The sequence below is a fragment of the Bacillus sp. GC_Bacil_1 genome, assembly GCF_026540675.1.
GTDB classification, from domain to species: Bacteria; Bacillota; Bacilli; order Bacillales; family Bacillaceae_G; genus Bacillus_A; species Bacillus_A cereus.
This window is the reverse complement of record NZ_JALNUG010000026.1, coordinates 18,714-35,785: the sequence shown is the minus strand read 5'-3', so window position 1 is coordinate 35,785 and position 17,072 is coordinate 18,714. Positions and strand designations below refer to the sequence as shown.

Below are 17,072 nucleotides of genomic sequence, written 5' to 3'. Positions count from 1 at the left end.
TCTTTTTATGCATTATGGTACAGGATGCCCATTAGAGCTTTCGAAAATTGTAAACCATTGTTGACGGTCTAAGTTAACGTTTGTAGCAAGAGCAGCCGTTTTTACGCGATCTAATTTACCAGAGCCAACGATTGGCATCATATTAGCTGGATGAGCAAGTAACCAAGCATACATAACCGTATCGATACTAGAAACACCTAGCTCAGTAGCAACTTTTTGCATAGTTTCACGTACACGTACGGCGCGTTCTGATTGACCAGTAAAGATTTCCCCACCAGCAAGAGGTGACCAAATCATTGGATTGATTCGTTTTTCTTGGCATAAATCAATTGTCCCTTTTTCAAAATGCTCAAGCTGCAATGCAGAAACTTCAATCTGGTTCGTAATAAGCGGGAAATCTAAGTACGAACTTAACATATTAAATTGTGAAGGTAAGAAGTTAGATACACCGAAGTGACGAACTTTTCCTTCTTGTTTTAATTGTGAAAATGCTTTTGCCACTTCATTTGGATCCATAAAAGGATCGGGACGATGAATAAGTAATACGTCAATATAATTTGTATGTAAATTTTTAAGTGATGCTTCTACACTTTGCATAATATGCTCTGCACTAGTATTGTAGTGAGCAACATATCGCTCTGGAAATTTCGGTGATGGGGGAGCGATTCCACACTTTGTAATAATTTGCATGTTTTCTCGTAAGGAAGGCTTTAATTGTAAAGCTTCTCCAAACAATCCTTCACACGTATATCCGCCGTAAATGTCAGCGTGATCAAAAGTAGTAATTCCCATATCCATACAATCTTCAATGAAAGAAAGTAATTCTTGTTTTGTCATATTCCATTCTGCTAAACGCCAAAATCCTTGAATAATACGAGAGAATTCTAGCGTTTCATTCATTTGAACTCGTTCCATTATAAGTACCCCCTTGATGAATAATATTGTTTTGAAAAGGCTTTCTTACTACATGTTATTATATAGTTAATTAGGTGTACAGACAATAAATATGTTTTGCTATAAAAACGATTTTTTCTATCATGCCTTTCGAGAGGACTCCCATCTCTAAACGTAAATGAAGGTGGTGAGGTGAATCGAAAGAAATATTTTATTTTTGAGAAAAAACGGAAACGTATGTTCTTTTTTGCTATAATATCCTTAACAAGGAGGTGAATAAAATGGCAAAAGAAAATCCATCAAACTATAAAACTCTTCAAATCTGGATAAAAAAAGGGCATCGTATGTATTCTTATTTTCAAGAATGTTGTCATAACGCTAAGAATATGTACAACACCACAAACTTTTATATACGCCAGGTGTACACTGGATTAACACAAGAAAAAGAGTTGCAGCCTTTGCAAAAAGAAGTTCTGGATAATATTCATAAAAATATTGGGAAGATGAATGACACACAACGCCTTGCCTATCGGAAGAAATTGGGAAAAGAGGAAGTGAAGCCTAAAGAAGAACAGAAAGAGATTACATGTAATTTGTTTTCAGAACCTAATTTTGAAAAACCTTATGTAGATTACAACTTTCTAGATGCACTATTTAAGGCTATGATTCAAAATGATTATCGAGCTTTGCCTACGCAATGTAGCCAGTCCATCATGAAAGGTTTGTTCCAAAATTGGAAATCTTTTTTTGCTAGTTTAAAAGACTATAAAAAGAATCCAAACAAATATGATGGAATGCCTAGGATTCCAAAGTATATTCGTTCTTCTGAAAAAGAGATTCTGTATACAAACCAAGATTGCATCATTAAAAACGGTAGATTTTTAAAGTTTCCAAAGACGAAATTGCAATTAAATATTGGGAAACTGGGTTTCACTGAAGGTAAACTGAAACAAGTTCGTGTGATTCCAAAATACAATGAATATGTAGTGGAATTGGTAATTGATGTTCCTTCTGAACAACAAATGATTGAAGCGAATGCTCGTTATATGAGTATTGATTTAGGGATTGATAACCTTGCAACCATCGTAACAAACACAGGTATGAAACCTGTCCTTGTTAAGGGCAAACATGTCAAAAGCATAAATCAATATTACAACAAAATGAAGAGTCATTTTACAAGCATTCTTAGAAATGGAAAACAAACGAATGAAGGACCTTTTACTTCTAAAAGGATAGAAAAACTTCATCAAAAACGTTACTTGAAAATAAAAGACGTCTTCCATAAAGTTAGTCACCACATCGTAAAACTAGCTCAAGAAGAAGAAGTTTGTAAAATCGTTATTGGTCAAAACAAAAGTTGGAAACAAGAAACGAATATGGGAAAAAGAAATAACCAATCGTTTTGTCATATCCCGCATAATTTACTGATTCAAATGATTACATACAAAGCAAATGCTGTAGGCATTCAAGTTGTTGTAACTGAAGAATCATATACATCGAAAGCAAGTTTTCTGGATAACGACTTCATTCCAACGTATGGAGAAAATGACCAAAATACAACTTTTTCAGGAAAACGAATAAAGCGCGGTATATATCGTTCAGCAAATAAAACTTTAATTAATGCAGATGTAAATGCTGCGGCTAACATTTTACGAAAAGTAATCCCAAATGCATGGACAAATGGGATAGAGGGGTTAGGCGTGAAACAGCTCGCTAATGTGTTAACTCCCCTGACGTTAATCGTCCGTTAGGTCGAAACGTTAGAAACCCCCACTTCAAGCTTTGTTAAGTGGGGGAGTGTTCATATGCTATAATGTAGAAACATATAGGTATAAGGAGAGGTACGAAATGATTCCAGTAACAATATTAACTGGTTTTCTTGGATCAGGGAAAACGACTTTATTAAATCGTATTTTATCAGAAAATCACGGTAAGAAATTAGCGGTGATTGTAAATGAAATAGGGCAAATTGGCATTGATAATCAGTTGATTATGAATGTGGAAGAAGAAATTATGGAAATGACAAATGGATGTTTATGTTGTACTGTACGTGAAGATTTACTCGTCGCTTTAAAACAATTACTGGACGTAAAAGCAGAAGGGAAAATGGATTTTGATGGTTTAGTAATTGAAACGACTGGCCTTGCAAATCCAGGGCCGATTATTCAAACATTCTTTTTAGATCCAGTCATCCAATCTGCTTACCAAATTAACGGTGTTGTAACGGTGGTAGATAGTTATCATATACATAAACATTTTGAAAAAGGATTAGAAGCAAAAGAGCAAATTGCGTTTGCTGATGTCGTTTTAGTAAATAAATTAGATTTAATTGAAGAGAATGAGAAAGAAAATCTCTTGCATGAAATTCAAGGGATTAACCCGACTGCAAAGTTAATTGAGGCGACTAACTGTGAGGTAGATATACCATCTTTATTACAAATCCAAACGTTTAAAACGAAAGATACGTTGCAAATTTACCCTCATAAAGAACATAACCACTTAGAAGGTGTGAAATCATTTGTATTACGTGAAGAACGTCCGCTGGATTTACAAAAGCTTAATGAGTGGATGTCAGCTGTCGTTCAAGAGCTAGGGGAATATTTATATCGTTACAAAGGAATTTTATCGATAGACGGAGTAGATAAACGTATCGTTTTCCAAGGCGTACATACGTTATTTGCTGCTTCGTATGATAGAGAGTGGCAAGAGGGTGAAGAGCGAGTAAGTGAAGTAGTTTTTATCGGAAGAGATATTAATAAAGAGTGGTTCCAAGAACATTTCGAGGAGTGTGTGAAATAAGTCTGCGTAAATTGCAGACTTATTTTTTATGAACATTCTATTAGATTGCAAAACAGAATTAAATAAGGGAAAGAAACTAAAAATTGATACATGTATAATAAAAAGCCTGTTTTCACAGGCTTGTATTTTCGTCTATTAGTAACTCCATTACAACACCTACAACTGGACCTTCATCATCAATATCCCCATTTAAGCGGAAACCAAATGATTCATACAGTCCCATTGCAAGTTTGTTGTCTGGATGTAAACTTAAGTAAATTATTTTGCATTCAAATTTTTCTTGTAAGAATTGAATGAGTAAGCGAAGGAAACGTTTTGCGTATCCTTTTCCTTGATATTGTTGGTCAATCATAAAGCGATCGAGCCAGACACTTTTATATTTTACTGAATACCATCCATACATTGCGTATCCTACAAGTGTTTCTCCATCATATAAACCTACTGACGTTCCGTTTCCTTCATATAATGATTCTGCTAAAGAAAACGCGTTACTTTCAATAAATTGTTGCTGATCTTTTGCGACGTCTAAAGCAACTACTGAACGCCAATTTTTTGCTGTTACTTCACAAATGTGAAGATTCATAATTCCAACTCACCTTCTAAATTAATATAGCTTTAAAGCTAATATGGATAATTTTACTTGTTATTTTGGTCAAGTCAAGGATAAATACATAAAAAGGCAGCTGAATACTAGATTCAGCTGCCTAGAAAATATAATGGATTAGTTTGTTGCTTCTTTCAATGTATTTACGTTTTCTTCCATTAAAGTAAAGTAATCTTTATTATTTTTTGCATCATCTTCAGAAATAGTAGCTAAGTGATTTAAGCGTAAAACTTTTGTACCAGTTTCTTTTTGAATAACAGATGCTACTTTTGGAGTAGAGAATGTTTCGAATAAAATATATTTTAGATTATGTTCTTTTACTGTTTTTGTAATGTCAGCAAGCTGCTTTTGAGATGGTTCATCAGAAGCTGAAATTCCAGCGATAGGAATTTGTTTTAGGCCGTATCGTTGTTCCCAATAACCATAGGCAGCATGAGAAACTAAAATTTCTTTCGTTTTTGCGTTCGCTACAGCTGCCTTAAATCCATCGTCTAAATCAGTAAATTTAGTTTGAAGTGCTGCAAAGTTTTTTTCGAATTCTTGTTTATGTTCAGGTTGTAATTCTACAAGTGCATTTTTAATTTTTTCTGCCTGTTTCATTGCTAGAGTAGGATCTAACCAAACATGCGGGTCTTTATCGTGATGATGTTCATCTTCTTTATGGCCATCTCCATGATCATGATGCTCTTCTTCAGTAGAAGCACGAAGCTCAATACCTTTAGATGCATTTACAATTTTAACATTTTCTTTTTGTAATGTTTTTTCCATTTTTTCAGCAAATGGTTCTAATTCAGCGCCGTTATAAACGAATAAATCGGCTTTTGCAACTTGTACTGTTTGTTTTTGACTTGGTTCAAATGTATGTGAATCTGCACCAGGTGGGTAAATCGCTTCAACATTTACATAGTCGCCACCGATTTTCTTTGCGAAATCAGCAAGTGGGAAAATCGTTGTATAAACTGTTAGCTTTCCATCTTTCTTGGCATTACTTTCTTTTTTATTTGAGCAGCCAGCGAAAATTAAGGTAAAAATAAGTAAGAATGAAAATATAGTCAATCTTTTAGGCATGAATTTCTCCTCTTTTCTTTTTTACGGATATATTTTCTCCAATTATAGAAGAAAAATATCATTTTAATACAAAACGGAATAATTACGTTTTAGTTTGCGAACTTAGTATAATACATCTTTAATAAAGTTGCAATAAATAATAATCATTCCGATTTGTTTTTGTTATAAAGTTGTCAAATATAGGTGTATTATTTTTGCAAATGCATGCATATGTGACAACGATGTTTTCATATATTGAAAAGGAGGTAAAGAGGGGGATGAGCGCTTGGGTTACTTAATGGAAGCTATTTTATTAATATTAGCGGTAGTATTGCCATTATCTTTTGTATTAATTTTTTTAAAAAGATTAATAAGTAATTTAGGGGACGCTACAACAATAACGAAATTACAAGAGAGAGATGAGAAAAAAGAGTGAGTAGAGCACTATGCGTACGCATAGTGTTTTACTTGTGGTAAAATAAGAGCAGGAAACTCCTAAAGGTTGTATTTTACTGAAGGAGAGAAAAGTAAAATAAGAGGTATATGCATATATGAATAAGCGAACAGCGTTAATACTTGGTGCAAGTGGTTTAGTTGGACAAGAGATAACGCGTCTATTACTTGAATCAGATTACTACGATTCGGTTACTATTTTTGTAAGAGAGCCAATGCAAATGCAACATGAGAAGTTACAGCAGAAACAAGTTGATTTTTCGGTATTAGAGGAATATAAAGAGTTCTTTGCTGTGGATGATGTTTTTAGTTGCTTAGGAACAACAATAAAAAAAGCAAAAACAAAAGCAAATTTTAAAAAAGTAGATTATGAATATACGTTACGAGCTGCGTGTTTAGCTGAAAAACAAGGGGTGCAAAATTTCCTTGTTGTGTCTTCTATGGGAGCGAATCCTAAATCATTTTTCTTTTATTCACAAGTGAAAGGAAAAATGGAAGAAGAATTGCAAAAGTTAGTGGTCGGTGGTATTCACATTTTTAGACCATCATTATTAGTAGGAAACCGACAAGAATTTCGTTTCGGCGAACGAATGGCTGAAAAGTTATCTCGTATTATTCCTTTTATTTTTAAAGGGGCTTTCAAAAAGTATAAACCAATTTCAGCTAAAGATGTGGCGAAAGGTATGTATATAACCGCGCTGCGAGAAGAATCGGGTATCCATACTTATAATTCAAATGAAATTACAACGATAGAATAAATAAAACCGAGAAGAATGACTTTTACTGAAAGACGAAGGAAATAGGGTTTTAGTCTTGGATTAACAGTAAATACATGTTGTTTAACACTTATACTAAAATGAAAGAAGAGTGGGGAATCCACTTCTTTTATCACGCCAATTTATGATCTTAATTCTATTTTTATCCCTCATACGTCCCAAATACGCCTGATTTTATGGTACAGAAATGTTAAAAGAACATAAATCTGAGATGATCCGAATGTCAGCTGATGCGATTCAAAAGCTGAAAGAAACAATTTCAATAGATGCCTCTATTGCTAGGGAAAATGACATTTTCTTATCCAAAATTGTGGTTGTGGTAATTGGTTTAGGATTAAAATTATGCTTAAAAAACAAAAAAGATATGGGTTTCTAAATAAAATTTGAACTTTAAGATTAGGTTAGATTAGAAATGGATAATTAGTCCTTTGATCTAAAATATTTTTTTGGGAGAAAATTAATGATATTTTATTAATAGTAAAGTTCTTGCTCTAATATGTTTGCCAAACGTAGATAAAGTATGTTTAATCAATATTCGGAATGAAAACTCTAGATTTTCTATGTTACATAGAAAATCTAGAGTTTTTTTATAACCTATAATTACATAAGTTTTATCATTTTTGCACCAGAAACGATAATCCCTACATTTATCAGCCCATTTGGTTAAGGCATCGAATAGACCTTACGTTTACCATCGCGATTTCTGATAACTTACATGTAGAGGTATCACTCAATATAACAAAAATGTAATGTTAATGAAATGTAATTCCACCGATACTATTAATGAAATTATATAAAATGAAGGGGAGTTAAAGAATTTTTATAATGAAAAAGGAGAAGTATTAATGCGAAATATATTAAGTGTAGAAAAAATTGAAAAATATTATGGTAATAAAGATAATGTAACAAAGGCTATAGATAATATTAGTTTTAAGGTAGATGAGGGAGAATTTGTTGGGATAATGGGGCCCTCAGGAAGTGGCAAAACGACATTACTTAACTGTATATCAACGATTGATAATGTTACGACGGGAAAAATAATAATCAATAATAGTGACATTACTCGGTTAAAATCAAAGTCACTAGACAAGTTTAGAAAAAATGAATTAGGGTTTGTATTTCAGGACTTTAATTTATTAGATACTCTTACTGCTTATGAAAATATTGCCCTAGCTTTAACTATAAAAGGTGAGGAAAGTTCAAAAATTGATGGCAAAATACAAGCAGTTGCAAAATATTTAGACATTGAACAAGTATTAAGCAAATACCCTTATCAAATATCAGGTGGACAAAAACAAAGGGTTGCTTCGGCAAGAGCTATCGTAACAGATCCATCTTTAGTACTTGCAGATGAACCAACAGGTTCGTTAGATTCTAAATCAGCTAGATTATTACTCGAAAGATTTGAAAGTCTTAATAAGGATTTAAAAGCTACAATACTTATGGTTACTCATGATGCATTTACAGCAAGCTATGCTCGTAGAATTCTTTTTATTAATGATGGCAAAATATTTATCGAGTTGGTAAGAGGAAATGATTCCAGAAAAGAATTCTTCACTAAAATTATCGAAGTTATAACCCTTCTTGGAGGTGACGATAATAATGTACTCTAAGATTGCTATTGGGAATGTAAAGAAAAGTTTTAAAGATTATGCGATATATTTCTTAACACTAACACTGGCTGTTTGTATATTTTATAGCTTTAACTCAATAGAATCACAAAAGGCACTTATGGAAATTAACGCTTCAGATAGAAAGTATGTGCCAACAGTAATGAACGCTATCTCAAATGTGTCAGTATTTGTATCAGTAATATTAGGTGGTTTAATATTGTATGCAAATAATTTCTTAATTAAAAAACGTAAAAAAGAATTAGGAATATATATGACTTTAGGTATGGGAAGAAGAAACATATCCAGAATATTAGTAACAGAGACATTTCTAGTTGGCGTTATATCTTTAGTGAGTGGACTTATAATAGGTATTGGAGTATCGCAGGGATTATCTACATTTGCATTAAAGTTATTTGAATTGCCCATCAATAAATATAAATTTATAATTTCAACAAGTGCTATAGGTAAAAGCGTATTATACTTTGGAATCATGTTTTTGCTTGTTATGTTATTTAATATATATGTTGTTTCTAAATACAAAATAATTGATATGTTAACAGCAGGTAGAAAAAATGAAGATGTAAAATTTAGAAATCCTCTTATCTATGTAATCACATTTATTATGTGTGTAGCATCACTTGGATATGCATATGTGACTGTACTAAGGATTGGATTGAATTATCAAAATCCTATGCTCGTGGTATCAATCCTTCTTGGCATATTAGGTACATTTCTGTTTTTCTTTAGTTTATCTGGATTTATATTATATGTTGTAAAGAAGAATAAAAAAGTCTATTTTAAGGGTTTAAATATATTTATCATCAAACAAATAAATAGTAAGGTTAATACAAATTTTATATCCATGTCTGTAATCTGTTTAATGTTATGCATCACAATGGTGGCTTTATCTACAGGAATCAGCTTTAACAGAATGATGGACGCAACAACGAAAGAAGTAACACCATTTGATGCCAGTATTACGTTGGAGAATAAGGATGAAAGTTATACTATAGAAGAAGTATTAAAGAAAGCTAATTTTAAAATAAGTAATAACGAAAAATATATATCTTATAATGTATATCGAACAGGGATGGAAGTGGTGGACTTTGTACCAGAACTTAAAGATTATAATATGAGTATAGATTTTATTAAAGTATCTGATTATAATAAAATTTTAAATCTTAAAGGTGAAAAGGAAATCACTTTAAATAACAATGAAATTTTACTTTTATCAAATGAAGGCCGGTTTGTTAATTCGACAAATGATAGATTAAAAAATAGCAATAAGATTAATATTAAAGAAAAAGAATATTCGGTAAAAAACGCTAAAGTTATACAAGAGAATCTTTACACTTCTGATGTGCGAACTAATTACTTCACAATCGTTATAAATGATGAGTTTTTATCAGGCTACAAAATTACTGAATCCGTACTTAATGTAAATTATTTAGATGGAAATAGAAAAGAATATAATAAAAAATATGATAACGTTGCACGGGGCTTTTATGACGAAAATGGCCCGAAATTAAATATTAATCGTATAGCTGGCAAATCAAAGGATGAAGTTTGTGCAGAAAGTAAGGGATTGAAAACTATCATACTGTTTATTGGGATATATATAGGTATTGTATTTTTAATAACGAGTATGGCTGTATTAGCTCTTCAACAATTATCAGAAGCCAGTGATAGCATAGATCGATATAAATCATTGAAGAGAATTGGTTCAAACGGAGCAATGATCGACAAAACGATTTTTATTCAAACTTTCGTATACTTTAGTCTTCCAGTTATTCTTGCCCTAATTCATTCTGTAGTTGGAATTTATGTAGTCAATGATTTTATTAACGCATTTCAACAAACAGAAATTATTTTACCAGCATTGATGACTGGCTTAGTATTTCTTGTAGTGTATGTAGGATATTTCTACACGACATATGTCGGGTATAAAAATATTGTAAAAAGTAATACTTAATTTTATAATGCTCATTAAGGCTATTACACTTTGTTTCTCAAGATGTAATAGCCTTATATTCTATATAGGAAGGGAAAAATCATGAAAAAAATCATTCTGATTGAAGATGATGAAATCATCAGAGAAGAATTACAACATTTTTTTATAAAGTATGGATATGAAGTAAAGGCTCCTACTGATTTTAATCATATTATCGAATATATAGAAATTGAGAATGCAGACCTTATATTACTAGACATAAATCTTCCAGTGTTCGATGGCTATTATATATGCAGAGAAATACGTAAAACTTCAGCTGTTCCAATCATCATGGTTACAAGTAGAGATAGTGATGTCGATGAACTAATAAGTATGAATTTAGGAGCAGATGATTTTATAACAAAGCCTTATAATACAGAAATACTATTAGCAAGAGTAACAAACATTTTAAGAAGAACAACTGGAGATTTCAAGACGAATCATATCTTAATTTATAGAGATTTTAATTTAAATCTTTCAAATGCAACAGTTACTTATCAAGACAAGTCTGTAGAATTAACTAAAAATGAAGTTAAAATACTCTCATGCTTAATAAATAATCGCGGAAATATTGTAAAAAGAGATTCACTCATAGAAACTTTATGGAAATCTGATTATTTTGTGGATGATAGCACCTTAACTGTTAATATCAATAGATTAAGAAAAAAGCTTGAAGAGATAGGTATAGAAAATCCAATTGCAACAAGAAGAAGCTTAGGGTATATAATGCCATGAATATAGGTGAATTTATTAAAGATAAAATAGTAGTAATACTATCTAATGTACTGGTATATATCATACTAGCAGGTATATTGCTGACTGCGCATGTTCCGCTCATTATCATATTCTTTGTCTTTTGTATTTGGTTTTTTCCATTGATTTCATATATGGTTATAGAATTTATAAAATGTAAAATTTATTATAATGAGATTAACGGTATATTAGAAAACTTGGAGAAAAAATACTTACTTCCAGAGGTAGTAAAGGAAGCAAACTTTATACATGGGAAAAAGCTTAACGCTATACTGAAAGAAGTAAGTAGAGATATGCATGAAAATGTAAATTATTATAGAGATATGCAATTGGATTACAGAGAATATATAGAGACATGGGTGCATGAAATTAAGACACCAATAGCTTCTACAAAGCTTATTATTGAAAATAATCAAAATGAAGTAACGAATAAAATTGACTCTCAAATGGATCGGATTGAGGGGTTTGTTGAACAGGTTCTGTATTATTCTCGAAGCTCTAACGTGAATAAAGACTATATGATAAAGCCAATCAAACTTGATAATGTAGTAAGGAATGTAATTAAAAGAAACTATAGGGATTTTATTCATAAGAGAATAAAATTAGATATACAGGGTATTGATGAGATTGTATATAGTGATGTAAAATGGGTTGAATTTATTATTAATCAAATAATAGGAAATTCTATAAAGTACTCAAATAACAAAGAACAAATGATACGTATATACTCAATTAAGAAAACTAACTCAGTAATATTAACTATAGAGGATAATGGCGTAGGGATAGTAACTAAAGATATAAATAGAGTTTTTGAAAAAGGATTTACTGGAGAGAATGGAAGAAGATTTAGCAAAAGTACAGGAATGGGCTTGTATCTATGCGAAAAACTGTGCTCAAAATTAGGTATGAAAATTACCATTGATTCTGAAGTTAATAAGGGAACTAGGGTTGCATTAATATTTCCGTTGTCAGGTGTGGTAACTTTTGAGCCTTATTTATAAAAATAGATGCTGCTTTCTTTCCACGAATTTCGTATGAAACTTAAGAACAAACGTAAAACGGTATGAAAAGACCAGAAATTCTCTTCATACCGTTTGTATTATTTAGTCATTTAACATAATGGTATATTTAATTGTGAATCGGATGTTTTGTGTCTAAATTGTGTTCGAAGCTACTATTTTCTTTTTTGATATAGTGACTCCTACCAGGAGAATGATATTTTAGTATATAGAGATTGACCTTATTAGATCCCCTTAGTTCACTGAAACTTTCTTAACGTTGCAAATCTACATATTTTCTAGACAGTGCTGTGTCTAAACTTATATTACAATTAAAGCAAGTATAAATAATTTCAAGCTACAACGGTTGCGTTATTTGAATAGGAATAAACTAAGTTGTTTCTATTTATCTATTTTATTACTCTCACTATCAAAGGCCTTTCTTTAATAAGGTGGTATTTTTTCACATGGATAACACTTTTAAGAGAGTGAATTTATTTAGGTGGAAAAATCGTGAAGTATTGTACTTAAAGTAAAGAGGGCAGTTTTAAAAGAAAGGACATAACATATTTGTTGACTTAATGAATGTAGTGATAAATGGGTGATAAAAACATAAAAAATAGGTGTATCAAGCAAAGTGTTGATACACCTTAAAACTACATTGTTAAACAACATGTGTTGTCCTGTAGTATATCTTTAATTATTTTAGGTTCAGTCCTACATATTCTTCGTGGCTTTATTTATTCGTATGAATTTTTCCTGGTGCTCGCTTATATTGGTGAGGTTCTTGCAATTCAAAGCCAAGTTCATTGGCCGCTATTCTTGGGAAGTACGGATTGCGAAGTAATTCACGTCCGATGAAAATTAAATCTGCTTCGTTATTATTTAAAATTTGCTCTGCTTGTGACCCAGTCGTAATCAATCCAACTGCACCAGTTGCAATCTTAGTATGCTCTTTAATATGTTTGGCGTATTGTACTTGGTAACCAGGATACACATCAATATGTGCTGGTACAACTGCACCAGAACTACAATCGATTAAATCTATTCCCTGTTCTTTCATCCACTTTGTATACTGAACATAATCTTGAACTGTTAGCCCGTCAGGATGATAATCATTTGCTGAAATACGAACAAATATTGGTCCGTCCCAAACTTCATTTACAGAGTCGATGATTTCGCGTAAGAAACGATAACGGTTTTCAGGTGAGCCGCCGTATTCATCCGTTCGTTTATTAGTAAGTGGTGATAGGAATTCATTGATAAGGTAACCGTGAGCGCCATGTAGTTCGATAACATCAAATCCGGCTTGTTTTGAACGTAACGCGGCCTTCTGAAAAGCTAATATAGTCTCTTTGATTTGTTGTATATTCATTTCTACTGGTATTTTCATCGTATCATTAAAAGGAATTGCAGAAGGAGCGAAAGCATTCGTATCTAATTCAGCTTTTCTTCCGGCGTGAGCGAGTTGAATGGCAGCTTTTGCACCGTTATCATGTATAAAAGTAGTTGTTTTATGTAAGCCTTCAATTAGGTTGTCATCCCAAATGCCCAAGTCTTTGTTAGAAATTCGTCCTTCAGCTAACACCGCAGTTGCTTCAACCATAACTAAACCTACTTGGCCAGCAGCGCGAGTTCCATAATGAATGAGATGAAAATTCGTAACGCTGCCATCCTCACTCCCTGATGAATACATACACATAGGCGACATAACGATACGATTTTTTAGTGTAACGTTCTTAATTGTATAAGGTGAAAAAAGCTTGGAATTCATCAAATAGCCTCCTTGATTGAATTTTCTTATATTTTACCATTCTCTTTTTTGTTTCTCTAATAAAACGCTTATACGAAAAATTTTGTATATTCGTGTTACAATGACTAATATGAACTGAATTGGAGGATGGCATATGTACCAGGCTTATTATGAGAGCGAAGTAGGTTTGCTTGAAATTACAGCGAATCAAGAAGGAATTACGTCTGTTATATTTGTTGATGAACGACAAGAAGAAAATAAAAATGAAATGATAGAACAATGTATAAATGAGTTAGATGAATATTTTAAAGGGAAAAGAAAAGAGTTTACGGTCCCGCTGTCTGCAGAGGGAACAGCATTTCAAAAAAATGTATGGGATGCACTTTATACTATTCCATACGGCGTAAGTGCTTCATATTTAGATATTGCAGAGAAAGTTGGAAATATAAAAGCTGTACGGGCAATAGGAGGGGCGAATAGTCGGAATCCAATTTCAATAATTGTTCCATGTCACCGTGTAATAGGAAAGAGTGGAAAGCTTGTTGGATATGCTGGTGGTTTATGGAGGAAAGAGTGGTTATTAAAACACGAAGGTATTTTGAAATGACGTATGGATGGGAAGAGGGATTGTTTTGAAATGTATAAATTGTGGGCAACCTTGCGAGGAGGAACAGTTAAATTGTGCAAGTTGTCAGCGAAACTTGGATAATGAACAAGATGAAGGTAGCTCGTTAATAGATAAAGAACTGGAAGTATATGTAGGGAGACAATATCCGTATTATCAAAGGAAATGGGAGCTTGAGAATAAGCGGATTGCTAGGTGGAGCTGGAATGGTTGGGCTGCAATTTTCAATATAGGCTGGCTAGGATATCGTAAATATTATATACCAGCTGCTTTATTTATGCTGTTATTAGTAGCTTGTGATGCATTTTCGTACTATATGGGATTTAATGTAGCGTTGCCAATCATTAATATGGTGCCTCTGACGTTTTTATTACTCATTTTTATTCTGTTTGGAATGGGGATTTTTGCAAATGGATTATACTATCAATTTGCGGAAAGACGTATATACCGAATAAAAGCAAGAGAAATAAAAGATAAATCAGTTGAAAACTATCTAATCAATGATAGCGGCGGAACGAGCAAAATGGGAGCGACAATTGTTACTATTTTAGCAGTTGCTAGCATATTTTTTAGTCATTTCTTTTTTCCGACTGATCGAGACGTTATTCAAAAGGTTCGTACAAGCTCGCTTTATGAATATCCTTTCTTTTCAATAGGTGAATCTTTCGAAAATTATTTTCAAAATTCAGGTTGGATATATTATCGTGGAACGGAAGGGTTAGAATTAGTAGAATTCCAAGGATATAACACCGGAACGCCAAGACAAAAGGTGAAGATTCAATTTGTTGTCGATTATAAATTAGGTGAAGTGGAACCATACTCACTTATGGTTAATGGTGAATCTAAAACTGAAGAAGAGTTTTTGAAGCTGATGGAAGAAATATTTAAAGTTCAAAATCCATTTGATATAGAGGATGGATTACAAGTAAATGCTATTCAAGAAAGCGACTGGAAAGAAATTTCCGATCGCTTTTTTCTATGTTTGTTAAAATAAATATTTAAAATAATCAGAATCTTTTGTATAATGAAATATATTATATAGGATTTAACTTATACATATAGATTGGGGGAAGGAAGAATGAAGAGAAAGACAACAAGAATTGCTGCACTTGCGTTAACGACAAGTGTATTGGTTGCAGGATGTGGGAATGGTGAGAAGGCTTCGACAACGAAGAAAGAATCGAATAAGGGAATGGCCGATAAACAAGTTTTAAATTTGCTAGAAACAGCTGAAATTCCTTCAATGGATACATCTAAATCAACGGATTCTGTATCTTTCCGTGTATTTGTAAATGCAATGGAAGGTTTATATCGTCTAGATAAAGATAATAAACCAACACCAGGTATGGCAAAAGATGTGAAGATTAGTGAAGATAAAAAGACATATACATTTGAATTACGTGATGCGAAATGGTCAAATGGTGATCCAGTTCGAGCACAAGATTTTGTATATGCATGGCAACGTACATTAGATAAAGCATTAGCGGCAGAATATGCATTCATTTTATTTGATGTGAAAAATGCACAGAAAGTAAATAAAGGTGAATTACCAGCAGATCAATTGGGTGTTAAAGCGAAGGATGATAAAACGTTGGTAGTAGAATTAGAGCAACCAGCACCTTATTTTCTTGAGCTTACGTCGTTCCCTACATTTTTCCCATTAAATGAAAAATATGTGAAAGAGCAAGGAGATAAATACGGATTAGAAGCAGATAAATTATTATATAATGGACCATTTACAATGAGTCAATGGAAACATGAACAAAATTATCAGTTGAAGAAAAATCCTAATTATTGGGATAAAGATACTGTAAAATTAGACGAAATTAATGTAAGTATTGTGAAGGAAACAAGCACGGGAGTAAATTTATATGATAGTGATCAAGCAGATCGAGTTATTTTAACTTCTGAATTTGTTGATAAATATAAAAAGAATAAGCCAGATGAATTTAAAACGAAGTTAGATCCACGCATATATTTCTTGCGTTTTAACCAAAAAAATGCAACATTTAAAAACCAAAAAGTACGTGAAGCGATTGATTTAGCATACGATAAAAAAGGAATTGCTGATGTCATTTTAAATGACGGTTCATTGCCAGCATATTTCTTAGTACCTGAAAAATTTACGACAGGTCCGGATGGAAAAGATTTCCGCTCTGTAAATAAAAACTTCCGTGATAGTAAAGATAATGCAGAGAAAGCAAAAAAATTATGGGAAGAAGCGAAGAAAGAGCTTGGTCAAGATACAATTACGGTTGAATTACTAAACGATGATAACGGTAGCCGTAAAAAAGTGGGCGACTTTATTAAGGAAGAACTAGAGAAAAACTTGCCTGGTATTAAAGTGAATTTGAAACAGCAACCATACAAGCAGAAGCTAGATTTAGAAAAGAAATTCCAATATGAATTCTCATTATCTGCATGGAGCCCTGATTATCCGGATCCAATGACTTATATTGATATGTTTGTTACTGGAAGCTCATTTAATGAAATGGATTATTCTAATCCGAAGTATGATGATTTAGTAGCGAAATCAAAAGGAGAGCTATTAAAAGATGATAAAGCACGCTGGAATGCACTTGCGGAAGCTGAAAAAATCTTAATTGGTCAAGACGCAGCAATTTCTCCTACGTACCAACAAAGTACAGCTTATTTAGAGAAGCCATTTGTAAAAGGTATTGCTAATCATACGTTTGGTGGGGACTTCAGTTATAAATGGGCATATATTACAAAAAAATAGTATAATAAAAGATGAGTGAATTTTCGC

The 17,072-nt window shown here is 32.4% G+C and carries 16 protein-coding genes; 12 read left to right on the top strand and 4 right to left on the bottom strand.

The features are described from left to right. Positions 1-12: 12 nt before the first annotated feature. Entirely contained in the window at positions 13-915 is a 903-nt protein-coding gene (locus OXT04_RS26980) for an aldo/keto reductase (protein ID WP_267418647.1), read from the bottom strand. A gap of 260 nt (positions 916-1,175) precedes the next feature. On the opposite strand from OXT04_RS26980, the gene OXT04_RS26975 reads away from it, so the two are divergent. Together OXT04_RS26975 and OXT04_RS26970 are read left to right on the top strand one after the other, a co-directional pair. Beyond that, positions 1,176-2,645 (top strand): RNA-guided endonuclease InsQ/TnpB family protein, encoded by a 1,470-nt coding sequence (locus OXT04_RS26975; protein WP_267418646.1) that lies wholly within the window; start codon positions 1,176-1,178, stop codon positions 2,643-2,645. A gap of 97 nt (positions 2,646-2,742) precedes the next feature. Next, positions 2,743-3,693: a CobW family GTP-binding protein gene (locus OXT04_RS26970; RefSeq protein ID WP_000613422.1), complete on the top strand. Its 951-nt coding sequence runs from the start codon at positions 2,743-2,745 to the stop codon at positions 3,691-3,693. 112 nt (positions 3,694-3,805) lie between these two features. On the opposite strand, the gene OXT04_RS26965 is transcribed toward OXT04_RS26970, so the two are convergent. Both OXT04_RS26965 and OXT04_RS26960 read right to left on the bottom strand, forming a co-directional pair. Beyond that, positions 3,806-4,276 (bottom strand): GNAT family N-acetyltransferase, encoded by a 471-nt coding sequence (locus OXT04_RS26965; protein WP_097821631.1) that lies wholly within the window; start codon positions 4,274-4,276, stop codon positions 3,806-3,808. A gap of 138 nt (positions 4,277-4,414) precedes the next feature. Further along, a complete protein-coding gene (locus OXT04_RS26960; RefSeq protein ID WP_001126151.1) occupies positions 4,415-5,365 on the bottom strand; it encodes a metal ABC transporter substrate-binding protein in 951 nt (316 codons plus the stop codon). 265 nt (positions 5,366-5,630) lie between these two features. Between OXT04_RS26960 and OXT04_RS26955 the strand changes: the two genes are divergently transcribed. From OXT04_RS26955 to OXT04_RS26925, 7 genes are all read left to right on the top strand, one after another. Then, positions 5,631-5,780 carry a hypothetical protein gene (locus OXT04_RS26955; RefSeq protein WP_176520583.1) on the top strand — a complete coding sequence of 50 codons (150 nt, stop codon included), beginning with the start codon at positions 5,631-5,633 and terminating at the stop codon, positions 5,778-5,780. Between the two features lie 115 nt (positions 5,781-5,895). Further along, positions 5,896-6,555, top strand: a complete 660-nt coding sequence (locus OXT04_RS26950) for an oxidoreductase (RefSeq protein WP_097821632.1) — start codon at positions 5,896-5,898, stop codon at positions 6,553-6,555. Positions 6,556-6,793: 238 nt separating this feature from the next. Further along, positions 6,794-6,949 (top strand): hypothetical protein, encoded by a 156-nt coding sequence (locus tag OXT04_RS26945; RefSeq protein WP_170965743.1) that lies wholly within the window; start codon positions 6,794-6,796, stop codon positions 6,947-6,949. Between the two features lie 469 nt (positions 6,950-7,418). Continuing rightward, entirely contained in the window at positions 7,419-8,186 is a 768-nt protein-coding gene (locus OXT04_RS26940; protein ID WP_069604209.1) for an ABC transporter ATP-binding protein, read from the top strand. Next, on the top strand, positions 8,176-10,158 hold the full coding sequence (locus tag OXT04_RS26935) for an FtsX-like permease family protein (RefSeq protein WP_097821633.1): 1,983 nt from the start codon (positions 8,176-8,178) through the stop codon (positions 10,156-10,158). The genes OXT04_RS26940 and OXT04_RS26935 overlap by 11 nt, the downstream gene beginning before the upstream one ends. Positions 10,159-10,239: 81 nt before the next feature. Further along, entirely contained in the window at positions 10,240-10,911 is a 672-nt protein-coding gene (locus OXT04_RS26930; protein ID WP_097821634.1) for a response regulator transcription factor, read from the top strand. Beyond that, positions 10,908-11,930, top strand: coding sequence for a sensor histidine kinase (locus OXT04_RS26925; RefSeq protein ID WP_267418645.1), 1,023 nt, complete (start codon positions 10,908-10,910; stop codon positions 11,928-11,930). Before OXT04_RS26930 ends, OXT04_RS26925 begins: the two co-directional genes overlap by 4 nt. Positions 11,931-12,663: 733 nt before the next feature. On the opposite strand, the gene namA is transcribed toward OXT04_RS26925, so the two are convergent. Further along, the gene (gene namA / locus OXT04_RS26920) at positions 12,664-13,701 is read right to left on the bottom strand and encodes an NADPH dehydrogenase NamA (protein WP_053564694.1); all 1,038 of its coding nucleotides are present in this window, start codon (positions 13,699-13,701) and stop codon (positions 12,664-12,666) included. A gap of 133 nt (positions 13,702-13,834) precedes the next feature. Here namA and OXT04_RS26915 point away from each other — a divergent pair, with 133 nt between their 5' ends. From OXT04_RS26915 to OXT04_RS26905, 3 genes are all read left to right on the top strand, one after another. Next, entirely contained in the window at positions 13,835-14,287 is a 453-nt protein-coding gene (locus tag OXT04_RS26915) for a methylated-DNA--[protein]-cysteine S-methyltransferase (RefSeq protein WP_000283912.1), read from the top strand. 7 nt (positions 14,288-14,294) lie between these two features. Further along, positions 14,295-15,299, top strand: coding sequence for a DUF2628 domain-containing protein (locus OXT04_RS26910; protein WP_097924402.1), 1,005 nt, complete (start codon positions 14,295-14,297; stop codon positions 15,297-15,299). 84 nt (positions 15,300-15,383) lie between these two features. After that, positions 15,384-17,045, top strand: coding sequence for a peptide ABC transporter substrate-binding protein (locus OXT04_RS26905; RefSeq protein ID WP_098235587.1), 1,662 nt, complete (start codon positions 15,384-15,386; stop codon positions 17,043-17,045). Positions 17,046-17,072: the final 27 nt, after the last annotated feature.